Here is a 12071-nt window from a genome sequence, read left to right as displayed (position 1 = left end):
GCGTCATCCCTTTCCAGTCCGTGGAAGAAGGTCAGCGGCGGAATTTCTCGACGAGCCAGGCGCACAGCTCAGGCTCGGTCATCTCCGGGAACTCCGCCGCGAACGTGGCCAGTGCGCGGCGCGCCTCGTCGCGGTCCAGGCCGCAGGCCATCGCCGCCTTGAGATACTCCTGACGTGCGGCGGTGGGACGCCCGCCACCGGACCCGCGCCCCGGCAGCCCCGCACGCCATCGGCGGATCTCCTCCAGCCGATCGGCCCGCCAGCCCGGCGTCTCGTCGACTTCGACGTCCGGCTCGGGGAACGCGTGCTCGGAGCCCGCCGGATAACGCGTGCGCCACTTGTGCACGGCGTGCCGGCTCACTCCCAGGGCCTCGGCGACGCCGAGGACACCGAGGTAGCGCTCGGTCATGGGCGCACCAGCTCGTCCCTTCCGGCCTCCTTCGCGGATCTCCAGTATTACCACGTCCGGCACCCCGCCCTTCGAGGCGCCGGAAACATTGTCTCTCTAGGAGACGACGTTGGCAACCGTCGTGCACATGCCGAGGGGCCGCCCGTTCTCCCTTCGGAGACGGACGGCCCCTTCCGCGCGGTCGTCAGCAGATGTCCGCGCCGTCGAAGTTGCGCGGGCCCCGCGCGACCTTGGAGGAGATGGTCCGGCCCGGATCGACGGTGGAGCAGTCGCCGTCGGTGCCGCGCGCCCACTTGATCTTCAGTCGTAGTCGGTAGCGGCAGTCGTTGCGGGCGTAACCCGTCTTGGTGACGATGCCCTTGGTCTGCCAGACGGCGACGCACGAGGGCGCGTTGCCCGCCGGAACCGCGGCCACGGCGGGCGTCGCGAGGGTGAGGAGGCATCCGGCGGCGGTGCAGGCGAGGAAGGTGCTCTTGAGGAGGCGCACGGGGTCCCTTTCGGATTGGTGAGATGGAACCCTTCGATTTGTAGTTGACTGATTACTTTAAGTCAACATGTGAATCATGATCTGGAGGCCACCCGTGCATGACGCCGCCGCGCGGCTTCCGTACCGGCGGCGGCGCCGCGGGCGATTCGTCAGGCGAGGGCCCTGCGGAGGGCGTCGATCCGCTGGTCCCAGATGCGCCGGGAGAGCGCGGCGTCCGGGGCGAAGTTCTCCGAGGCGTGGTAGCTGCCCGGGTTCACGTGCAGTTCGGTCGGGACGCCCGCCTGCATGAGGCGCTGCGCGAAGGCGATGTCCTCGTCCCTGAACAGGTCGACGGTGCCGACGTCGATGTAGGCCGGGGGCAGACCGGTCAGGTCCTCGGCGCGGGCCGGGGCGGCGTACTGGTCGGCGTCCTTGCCGCCCAGGTACCAGGCCCAGGCCTCGATGTTGCCCGCCCGGTCCCACAGGCCGACGTCGGTGATCTCCTGGCTGGACGGCGTCTCGTTCCGGTCGTCGATCATCGGGTAGATCGGCATCATGAAGGAGATCGCCGGCCCGCCGCGGTCGCGTGCCAGCAGCGCCGTGCCGATGGCCAGCCCTCCACCGGCGCTGCCGCCGTAGATCGCCAGCCGTTCCGGGTCGATGCCCAGGTCGGCGGCGTTCTTCACGGTCCACGACAGGCCGGCGTAGCAGTCCTCGACCGGGGCGGGATGGGGGTGCTCGGGGGCGAGGCGGTACTCGACGGAGACCACGACGGCGCCGACCCGGTCACAGATCATCGTGGCGGTGGCGTCCTCTCCGGCGATGTCGCCGAGGATCATGCCGCCACCATGGATGTAGTAGACGCCGGGCAGCTGCCCCGCCGCGTCGGCCGGGCGGTAGATCCGCACGGCGATGTCAGGCTCGCCGTCGGGGCCGGGGATGGTCCGGTCCTCCTTGACGACGTTCGGGTTGTCGGGCACCTCCATGGCGCCCAGCAGGCCTGAGACGACGGCCCGGCGCTGGACGATGTCGGGGATGGTGTTGAAGCCGCCGGGCAGCATGTCGAGCAGCGCGTCCAGCGGGCCACGGCTCTCGGGGTCTATCAGGTCGCGGGGGGTCATCACGGCCTCCAGGGTTCCGATGGTGGATTCAGCGTGCTGGCATGGAGGCCGCAGTTCAAGAGGGCGGCCGTCGTCAGGGAACGGCCCCGGCGTGCGCGGTCAGGAAGTCGCGGACGAGCCGGTCGTACCTCGGCCGGTCGACGTTCCACGCCTCAGTGTGGTCACCGCCGGGGAACTCCTCGTACCGGATGTCCCAGCCCAGACGCGGCCCGGCGGCGGCGAGCTCCCGGGAGGAGCCCACCGGGACCTCGGTGTCGTCGTCCGTGTGGATCAGCAGGAGCGGAGGCCTGACGGCGGGCGGATGACGGATCAGGTGAAGGGCGTCCTGGTCGACGCCGATCCGCCATTCCACCACCCGGCTGGAGAGCCATCCGGCGAAGGCGGGCATGCCGAACCGGGCGGCGTTCCACTCGCTCACGCGCTCCAGATCGTACGGGGGCGCGTCCATGATGACCGCGGAGACGAGGTCCGCCAGCGGCGATCGCGCCAGGAACTGGCCGGCCACGACGCCTCCCATGGACGTGCCGTAGAGGACGACGCGCCGCGCCCCCAGGCCCCGCGCCGTGCGGACGGCCGCCTCCAGGTCCCGCCACTCCGTGTCGCCCAGATGGATCAGCCCGTCTGGGGAGGCCGGGGCGCCCTCGTCGTTGCGGTAGGTGATGGCCAGGAACGGCATGCCGAGCCGGTGCACGACGGGAAGCACCTTCTGGACGGCCTTGCGCCTGGCGTTCTGGCCGTGGACGGCGACGAACCAGGTGGTGCCGTCGCCGGGGACGTGCCAGGCGGGCGCCGGACCGAGCTCGGTCGGCACCGTGATCTCGGAGTAGTCCAGGCCCCACGCCACCTCCGGATCCCCGGGAGGGGCCACGTTGAGGCTGCCGGAGGTGCCGATGGACGGGACCGCGCCGTCCAGCACCGCGCGGGTCACCTTGCCGCCGCCCCGTGACGTCACCTCGCCGAGCATGGTGCCGGCGCCGCTCCATTCCAGCCAGTACGTGCCGGGCTTGCGCGTCGCCGGCGTGTCGGTCAGGGTCACGGTACGGTCGCCGGAGGCCAGCACCATGACGTCTCCCGCCCCCCAGCGCCGCACCTTGATCGCCTGGTCGCTCCCGAACCAGGCGCCGTAACCCAGCCCGGCGACCAGGACCGCCAGGGCAACACCGGCCGCGATCCACGCCTGCCGTCTCCAGCGGCGCGGCCTACGCTCGGACGCCATCGAGGACCCTCCTCGTCGCACGCGTGCACAGAGCCCGGAACTCGTCCTCGGCCAGCCCGATACGGCCGCCGAGATAGAGCTGCACCAGGCCCTGGGCGGTGGCCGTCACCGTCATCGCGACCTCCAGCGGATCGTCCGGGCGCAGCAGGCCGTCACGCATGCCCTCCTCGACCAAGGTGACGATCTTCGTGAACGACGGTGAGGCGCCGTCCCTGAAGCCGTCAGGGAACCGCCGCGCCCGCCCCAACTCGCCCCGTGTTCGGAGAGCGCGATCGGCCACGGCGGCCAGGAGCGCCTCACAGTTGGGGGTAGTGCTTGTAGATCGCCATGGCCGTGATGCCGACGGCGTCAGCCGCCGCCGCATGGTGGCGGCCTCGACGCCCTCGGCCGCGAGGATGGTGCACGCGGGCTCGGCGACCCGGTCCGCCGTCTTCATTGACATGTGTACAACGTAAACTTCGAAGGTTTAACGCGTATACCTCATGCGACGCTTCGGGGGCCTGTGTTCCGGGATCATGTTTCCCATGACCTGTCGGGGATGCGGTAGAAGGTGCGCGTCGCCGTCCACCATTCCCGGTCGGTGAAGCGTCCGGTGATGCGGCCCACCATGCACGCCATGAAATGCATGTCCTGCTTGAGGTTCCTTGTCTCGCCGAGCTCCAGTCCAGGCGTGTGCGGCATGTACTCAGGGAGATCCATGTCGCCGCCTTCGTCATACGGCGGGGTGATGTCTCCAAGTTGTTCCCCGTCGTAGTAGAGGTTCAGGGGTTCGAGCTCGCCCAACTCTTCGCGGCAGAAGATCTCGAAGACACGTCGCTTTCCGAGATTTCGGATGGCGGGATGGTACGGATGCAGGCCGAAGGCGAGGACATGCGTCCAGCCGGGGGCGTGCGGGCCGATCCACACAGCGGCCCGCTCCCGTATGCGTCCGTACACCTCCGTGGCGGTTTCGAGATCGCACTCCAGGCGCGAGTCCGGATCCACGCGGAGCAGCCGGGACATTTCTTCGGGATTGCCGCTCTCGACCCAGAGGCCGTGAAATCCATTCTGGAGACCGTGCCCGTGCGCGATCATCAGATCCCATTGGTTTTCTGCGGGGAGTTGGGGGTGCGTCATTTCTGCGTCCTCACATCTCATAGGGTCGGGGTTGCCGGGCTTTTCGCCTCGGCAACCCCGACCCTTCACAGCCTACTCTACGATCTGCACCCAGAACGGGCTGTCGCTGACCTTGGTGACTGTGTTGACTGGGTCGTACGTGAGAAGGCGGTATTGACTGTAGAACGCCTGGAGCGCTTCTCCGTGTCTCGCGTTGTAACTTGTGAAGACGGCTTGGACGGAGTAATTGATTTTATCCTTGGCTGCCCCTTCCTGAGTGGAGGCGAAGGGGTATTCGTCACACCGGAGGGCTCCCTTGCCATGTTCTTCGTAGAGGTCCTCGTTATAGTACTTGCAGTAGTTCGATCCATAGCTATTCCCCATATGGAACTCCTCGGGCCATCCTCTGTGGACCCAGAATTCGTGTCCCGAGAAGACCGCCCGGTTTTCGTCGTAGGCGCCATCGGCGCCCCTCCATAGCGGATCCCCCTCGGAGGTGTGCGGTGCCGCCTTATAGTTTCCGGGGATGGTTTTCGGCCGTTCGGTGCCCGTCTTATTCCTGTGTGGCGGGTATTTGACATCTCGGTTGCTCGTTGTGTCTCCCGGTCGGAACGGCGGGTTGGTTTCAGCGTTCGTGCTCCTGCTCAGAGCTTTCTCGATGTGGTCGATCACACCGATGAAGTTCCTGTCCTTGGTCTTGGACATCGTGAAGACCCGATCGGCTCTGATGTAGATGCAGCCGCCGGTATTCTTTTCCTCGTTCTTGCCGAATCCGAGCTGCTTCCAGTCGCAGCGATAACTGGGCGAATACAGGCTGTTGCTGGGAATGCCTTGCCCCCACCGCACCACGCCGAGTCGCTTACCCCCGTCGCCGAGTAGTTCCTGGTCCCATAGGGGAAGTCGGCCCTTTTGTCCTTTGTACTGGGTGAGGGCGGGCATTATGGAGCAGACTTCTCGGTCGTGGTTGGCCGGCTTAGGCGTAGTGATCAGATAATGGAGATACGGCGTCGCGCGCCAACTCTCGATCGTCTTGAGCTGGGTCGGGTTCCCCTGCTGGATTTGGCATCCTTGCGTGTCAAGATCGAATTCGATCTTGACATCGTTCAGATCGTCGTCCAGCTCCGCACGCCTGACTCCTCTATTCCAGACCCCGAAGTCCGTCAGCTTCACCCAGAACTTGATGTGCTGTGGCTTCAGGCCGGCATCGCCGGCACCGCCCTTATAGATGGCGTTACCGGTGTGGTCGCCGATGTAGGTGTGCGCCACCCAGGTCGCCCGGAAGGTGAACACGTCATCGTCGGTCACCTTGTCCAGCACCGCAGCCGGGATTTGCAGCGGCCCCGGGAACAGCCTCACCCACCAGGAAGTCTTGTTCCTGCGCTTCTTGACGCCGTTGTCGTCGTACTCCTCCCATCCGCCATGTCCAATCCAGGAGGTCCAGCATGCCGAGTGCGGGCGCTCCTGCATCCTCGAGTAGGCGTCGGTGAACCTGGGCGCTCTGGTGGTGGCGTAGCAGTCCTCCAGCGACGGGTGCTTGTACCCGAAGTTTCCGGTTGCCGCTGCTGCCTCTGAGGCTTTGGCCGACCGGGGCGGCTGCTCGCCCGACCGGACATCGCCGACCTTGAACGTCTGCCATTCCGACCAGAGACCGGATGCCCCGGGGACTGTCGCGCGTGCGCGCCACCGCATCCATTGACCCTTCTTGAGCTTGCCGGACGGCACCTGCAGCGTGCGCCGCGGCGAGTCGCCCTTCCCGGTCACCGTGCCCGACCAGGTCACCTTCTTGGCAGGGGCCCATCCGGCCTTCGGCAGCCGGGGTTTCGATGTTTCGGCCGGCTGCGGAGCGACCTCTACTTCCGCTGTCGTCGGACGGCCCTGCGGGTCTGTCACCCAGGCGGTGAACGCCGGAGTGGTGCCCTTGTCGTCAGAGATCGCCAGTTTCGCTACAGCCGGAGTGGTGCGGCTGGACGCGGCACCACGGGCGACCGGGACGGCGCCGATGGGAGTGTTCATGTCGGTCTGGATCTCGGCCGCGCTCTGGACGCGATTGTAGACGCGCACCTCGTCGATCAGACCGCGATAGAACTCGTCCCAGAAGGCGTTTCCACCGATCCGCAGCTCTCCTCCATCGTCGAGGACGTCGCCAGTCAAGGGCACTTGTGAGACCAGCGTGCCGTTGACGTAGAAGGAGAATGTGGCGCCGTCGTAGGTGGTCGCCAGGTGGCTCCACTGATTCAGTGGCAGGGGGTCGTCGGCCGTGAGCCCGCCACCTTCCGCGGTGGTCCGCAGCCAGCCTGCCGGTGCGGTGTACTCGGTGGAGGCGTACAGGCCGTAGACGCCGCCCTCGGTATGCTCCTTCATGAGCACGGTGCGCCAGAGGTCGTCCAGCGCGGAGGGTCGCACCCACGCCGAAAGCGTCAGCTTGTTCGTCAGGCGGAGCGAGGCGGAGTGCTCGACCGTCACCCAGCTGGAGGTGCCGTTGAACGACAGTGCGGTGCCGTGCTTGCCCGTGGCCCAAGTGGTGTCCCGGGCGACTCCGGTGTTGTGGTGGCCGGAGGAGTCCCCTACGGTCGTGCCCGTGGCCTCGTTCATGCCGTAGGCGGCCACGAGCCCGGTCGGTGGTTTCGTGCCGGTGGTGAATGACCAGGTGTACGGCCCGGCCATGGCGTTGCCTGCGGCGTCCTTGGCCTCTGACACCTCGGCGGTGTACGCCGTGGTGTCGGCTAGCGGCTGAGCGGGAGTGAAGGTGAGCACTTGCTGGCTGGCGTCCATCGCCGTCGTTCCGGCGACCGACGCGCCGACCGGGTCCTTCAGCGTGAACTGAGCGTCGGTGACCGCTTCGCTGAACGTCGCGGTGACCGGCGTGGTGACCGGAACGTCGCTTGCCTGGGCTGCCGGGGTGACCGTGGAGACCGCCGGTGGAGTCGTGTCGGGGTTGGGAGTGCCGGAGCCGACGGGGGTGTTCATGTCGGCCTGGATCTCGGCGGCTGTCTGGGCGCGCTGGTAGATGCGCACCTCATCGATGAGGCCGCTGAAGTACTCACCCCAGATGGCGTTGCCACCGATCCGCAACGGGCTGCCGTCGTCGAAGAGATCGCCGCTCAGCTCGGTCTCGTTCGCTTGCTGACCGTTGACGAACAACCGCAGCCTGGTGCCGTCGTACGTCGCCGCCAGGTGGCTCCAGGCGTTGACCGGCAATGCCGACCTTCCGTTGGCGATCGTCTCGCTGTCGGGGTCAGTTTGCGCCCAGATGGTGGGAGCGGTGCCGTCGGAGGCGTAGAGCAGGTAGGAGGCGCCGCCGGTCTGGAGTTCCTTGCCGACGACGCTTCTCCAGTTGGCGACTGTGGCCGGGTTGACCCAGGCCGACAGCGTCATCCCGGTCGTCAGGCGTAGCGAGGTAGCGTGCTCGACCGTCACCCAGCTGGAGGTGCCGTTGAACGACAGCGCTTTACCGTACTTGCCGTTCTGCCACGACGTGGCGGTTGCCGTACCGGTGTTGTTGTGGCCGGAGGAGTCGCTCACGCTTGTCCCGGCGCCCTCGTCCATGCCGTAGGCGGCCACGAGTCCGGATGGTGGTTTCGTGCCGGTGGTGAATGACCAGGTGTACGGCCCGGCCATGGCGTTGCCTGCGGCGTCCTTGGCCTCTGACACCTCGCCGGTGTATGCGGTGGTTGCGGCCAGTGGCTGGGCGGGGGTGAACGTGAGCACCCGCTGAGTGGTATCCAGGGTCGTCGTTCCGGCGACCTCCGTATCGGCGGGGTTCTTCAGCGTGAGCTGAGCGTCGGTGACCGCTTCGCTGAACGTCACGGTGACCGGGGTGGTGACCGGAACATCCGTCGCTCCGGGAGTGGGGTTCGCCGCCGTCACGGTAGGCGCCGTCGTGTCTGGACCGCCGGTGGTGAACGACCACGAATAAGAATCCATGGCGTTTTCCTCTGAATCGATCGCGCCCGAGACCACTGCGGTATATGTAGTCTCCAGCTTCAGCGTCTGCGTCGGCGTGACGGTCGCCGTCGTGTTGGTGCTGTCGTATGCCATTGTCGCCGTGACTTCGGCACCGCTGGCATCCTTGAGCACCACGGCTGCCTCGTCGACCGGTTCGGAGAAGGTGACCTTCAGTTTCGCGTCAAGGGGGACGTCGACCTCGCCATCCGCAGGTTCGACTGCGATCACCTGCGGCGCGCGGGTGTCTTCACCCCTGCCGTCATCGCCGTCACTGCCCTCGGTGGGGAGATCGAGCTCGTCCGCCCTGACTTCGAAGGCTTCGCCGTCTCGCTGTCCCGCGATCCGACCGGCGAACTCATTGCTGATGCTCGTTTGCTCGCTGCCTGTCGGCTCATATATCGATCTGGCGCGGGCTTCCTCCCATGTTGGAAGGCTCGTGATGGGGTCGGGCGACATGAAGGTGAAGCCATCGACGACGGGCGGCGGAGGCGGCTCGAAGTCCACGGTGAGGAAGGGTGGGTGGAGTGTGCCCAGGCAGTCCTGCCGCGGGGCCGTGGTGCAGCCACCCGCTTCGTTGGTCCGGTAGCGTCGCCAGTTTCGGAGGTCCGACTCGTTGCCGGCGGTGAGTTGGAAGCCGTAGTTAGGCTCGCCGTCCGCCCATGCCTGGACGATGTCGTCGACGGAGTGGATGAGGTCCCATGGGTAGTTCATGGCGCCGGAGCAGTTCTCACCGGCGTAGCCGGCGTATTCGGTGTCTGCTCCGGTGGTGGTGATGCGCGGCTGGGATGCCCACGTCAAGGTGGAGACGTCCCAGCGTTCCGTCACCTGGTAGGCGGTGATGCCGGATCCGACGAACTCGCCGCAGTCGCTGGACAGGTGGTTCCAGAGAACCAGGTCGGCGTTCTGGACCGTTGCTCCCCGGATGGGATGATCGGCCGGGAACTCGTCGAAGCGGATGTAGCTGCGCCAGCGGACGGCGCCGTCATTGGACTTGCCGACCAGGATCCGGTCCAGGCCGCTGTTGGCGTAGCCGTTGGGGTAGTCGGCGTTGTTGACGAAAGTGTCGTTGCCCAGCTCGGGCTCCCACCAGTCGTCGTCGAACGCGGCCAGCGTGACCGGGTAGGCGACCGCAGGGTCGGCGAGGTAGGCCGGGTCGGGCGTATAGACCAGCGCCGAGGCGCTCGGGTCCAGGGTGACGGTGGCCCGGCCCACCTTGCCCGCGTCGATGTCGCTGTCGAGGTCGGTCGCGGCCGAGTCGAGAAGCAGCGCCGGAGGCAGATCGGCGATCTTCTTGCCCTGAGAAAGCAGCGCCGGTTTGCCCGCGGTGTCCTTGTCGAGGGCCATGTTCTTGGGCACCCTCGTGGGGATGCGGAAGCTGACCGGGCCGGTGACCCGCTCCCGCAGGACGATCTCCTGCTTGAAGCCTGTCGCCGTGGCGGTGACGACCAGGTCGATCCCCTTGCCGTAGAGCGAGGGGTAGGTCGCGGTGCTGCCGTCGATGGTGGGCTTGGGGAGTTTGCCAGGGCTACCGATGGTGGCCGAGCCCTTGCTGCCCTTGCTCTTCAGCACGAAAGCGTCGTCACCGGCCGACAGAGTCAACTCGCCCTTGACGGCCTTCGGCTTGATGACACCGTCAACTTCGACCAGTGTGGTGTCGACAGGTGTGAAACCGTCGCCTTTGGCGTTCTTGACCCGGATGGGTTGCAGGTGCTGTTCCATTCGCAAGGTCTTGCCGTCGGGGTTGGCGTAGTAGGTGGCGTTCTCCGAGCGCAGTGACTTGATCTCGATACGCCGGTTGTCCTTCTTGGCCTGCGCCAATGCTATGCCGGTGGGGGTGAGTAGCGGCGAAGATGCGGCAGTGCGGGATGGCGTGGGGTCCTGGGCAATCGCTGGATCGCTGATCATGGAGAGGGAAAGAGCGAGAACGGTGACTAAGGCAGCGCGGCGTCGCGTCCGGGGGGATAAGCCGGACGTCGAGGATGGTGAGTTCACTCCGACCTTTCAAACGAGGTGGCAAAACGGAGTGATCGTCACATGAGATTCCATTAAAAGTAAAGATCCTTTTCAGCGATCGGAAGTGATCCTCTGTAAGCATTTGACCTGCTGAACGGCAACATCCGCAGACGGGCGGGCCGCTGGCTGATCAAGGGCTCAGTCAAGAGTGGTGTCCATGGTCCGAGCGGCGAATCGCTAAGGAGTCGCTGAAGTTCGCGTGAGCTTCGCGACTCGTGATCGTCATGATGTACGACGATCGAACCCTTACCGCGCCTGGTCGCGATCAAGCACTGTTCTCGAAGAATCTTCATGCCGCACCGTCGGGGCAAGATCGGTGAGTCTCTGCCCTCCGGTGCGTGATGCGGCAGCTGCTCATCACGCACCGGCGGCACCGCGCAGGGCGAGCGTCAGTGGTTCGAGCGGGGCGACGGCTCACTGCTGCCGGTCTCCCGGATGGCCACCACCTGCCGGATTCGCGAGGGCCCGAAGGGGGCTCTTCCACGAGGTCGGCTCCACCGTGCACGCCGAGGAGGCGGCGTGCCCGTGCCCTTCCCAGGGCGGGAGGGGCACGGGCACGTAAGGGTCAGCGGGTGGCGTGCAGCGGGCGCGGCAGCTTGATGGTGATGAACTCGTTGTCGTCCGGCTTGCCGGGCGTGCGGCCGGTGGAGAACGGGAAGTTGTTGTCGTTGGCGACGATCAGGGTGCGGTCGTCGAGGATGGCCACGTCCTCGATCGTCTCGAACGGGAAGCGGAACGTCGTGCCGAAGCCGCCGAGGCCCTTGGGGTTGGCGAGGTCGAGCAGGTCGGCGACGAGCGTCTTGTCCATGGCGCCGTCCTGGTTCCGGTCGCGGACGTCGGCCAGGTAGATCTTCTTGGTCCTGGCCGCGTCGCCCTGGGCGCCGTCACGCTCGATGATCAGGAACCGGTTCCGGTCCACGACGACCGCGTCGCCGATGGCGTGGCCGGGGGCGTCCAGCGGGTAGGTCCAGCGCTTGCCGGTGTAGGCCCTCTTACGCACGTCGAACTCGTACATGCGCAGGGTGCCGGCCGGGTCGCCGCTGACGGTGCCCTCCAGCAGCGGGTAGAGCCGCTTGCCGTCGAGCGAGCGCGCCATGCCCTCGAAGCCCTTGCTGCGGCCCAGGTTCGGCTCGGCGCCGTTCAGGAACGGGTTCTCCGGCGCCTGGACGCCGGGCAGGGGGATGGGCGCTTCGAGCAGTCTGCCCGTCGAGGAGAAGTGCAGCAGGAACGGGCCGAACTCGTCGCCGATCCAGTAGGTGCCGTCTCCGGCGCGCACGATCGACTCCACGTCGAAGTCGGCGCCGGTCAGCCGGCGGTCCTCCCTGGTGATGGGGAACGTGATGTGCCGGTCGGGGTCGGCGAGGTCGAACCCGCCGAGCACCTTCACCGTGCCGCCCCGCAGGTCGGGCTCGACCCGGTGCACCCGCAGCAGGAAGTCCGCGCTGTTGCCCTTACTGCCGAAGCCGTTGTCGGACAGCATCTCGTAGACGCCGCTGCCCCGGGGCACGATGCCGCTGAAGCCCTGCACGGGCTGGCCGGCGAAGGGCGGGGTGAGTCCGTTGACCGGGTCGGGGCCGAGCTGGGTGCCCGAGGTCTCGCTGTTCGGTACGAAGGTCTCGGCGGGCAGCGAGGCGAACCCGGTGAGGGTGGCCCGTCCGGGGTCGGCGGGCTTGGCCGCGGCGGGCGCGGCGAGGCCGGTGACCAGCGTGGCGACACCGAGGGCGAGCAGTGCACGTTTCATATCGGGCACGCTAGGGAGGCCGTGTTAATCGACGCCCAACGTCGGACGTCCTTCCGGCAGGGGGC

General features: G+C 66.9%; 8 protein-coding genes. All 8 read right to left on the bottom strand.

Annotated elements, in window-relative coordinates; genetic code table 11:
- Positions 1 to 31: 31 nt before the first annotated feature.
- The 8 genes from FR742_RS18945 to FR742_RS18910 all read right to left on the bottom strand — a co-directional run bounded on the left by FR742_RS18945 (position 32) and on the right by FR742_RS18910 (position 12006).
- Entirely contained in the window at positions 32 to 409 is a 378-nt protein-coding gene (locus tag FR742_RS18945) for a hypothetical protein (protein ID WP_148032175.1), read from the bottom strand.
- A gap of 184 nt (positions 410 to 593) precedes the next feature.
- Positions 594 to 896 carry a hypothetical protein gene (locus FR742_RS18940; protein ID WP_148032174.1) on the bottom strand — a complete coding sequence of 101 codons (303 nt, stop codon included), beginning with the start codon at positions 894 to 896 and terminating at the stop codon, positions 594 to 596.
- A gap of 149 nt (positions 897 to 1045) precedes the next feature.
- Positions 1046 to 1996 carry an alpha/beta hydrolase gene (locus tag FR742_RS18935; protein WP_148032173.1) on the bottom strand — a complete coding sequence of 317 codons (951 nt, stop codon included), beginning with the start codon at positions 1994 to 1996 and terminating at the stop codon, positions 1046 to 1048.
- A gap of 73 nt (positions 1997 to 2069) precedes the next feature.
- Positions 2070 to 3212 carry a S9 family peptidase gene (locus tag FR742_RS18930; protein ID WP_148032172.1) on the bottom strand — a complete coding sequence of 381 codons (1143 nt, stop codon included), beginning with the start codon at positions 3210 to 3212 and terminating at the stop codon, positions 2070 to 2072.
- Positions 3196 to 3654 carry a TetR/AcrR family transcriptional regulator gene (locus tag FR742_RS18925; protein ID WP_148032171.1) on the bottom strand — a complete coding sequence of 153 codons (459 nt, stop codon included), beginning with the start codon at positions 3652 to 3654 and terminating at the stop codon, positions 3196 to 3198. The genes FR742_RS18930 and FR742_RS18925 overlap by 17 nt, the downstream gene beginning before the upstream one ends.
- A gap of 71 nt (positions 3655 to 3725) precedes the next feature.
- Positions 3726 to 4328, bottom strand: coding sequence for a hypothetical protein (locus tag FR742_RS18920; RefSeq protein WP_148032170.1), 603 nt, complete (start codon positions 4326 to 4328; stop codon positions 3726 to 3728).
- A 72-nt stretch (positions 4329 to 4400) separates the two neighbouring features.
- Positions 4401 to 10157, bottom strand: a complete 5757-nt coding sequence (locus tag FR742_RS18915) for a LamG-like jellyroll fold domain-containing protein (RefSeq protein WP_148032169.1) — start codon at positions 10155 to 10157, stop codon at positions 4401 to 4403.
- Between the two features lie 673 nt (positions 10158 to 10830).
- The gene (locus FR742_RS18910) at positions 10831 to 12006 is read right to left on the bottom strand and encodes an esterase-like activity of phytase family protein (RefSeq protein ID WP_148032168.1); all 1176 of its coding nucleotides are present in this window, start codon (positions 12004 to 12006) and stop codon (positions 10831 to 10833) included.
- Positions 12007 to 12071 lie beyond the last annotated feature (65 nt).

Source organism: Nonomuraea sp. C10 (assembly GCF_008017515.1).
Taxonomy (GTDB): domain Bacteria; phylum Actinomycetota; class Actinomycetes; order Streptosporangiales; family Streptosporangiaceae; genus Nonomuraea; species Nonomuraea ferruginea.
Note: the sequence above shows the minus strand (reverse complement) of the source record. Positions and strands in the feature narration are given on the sequence as shown.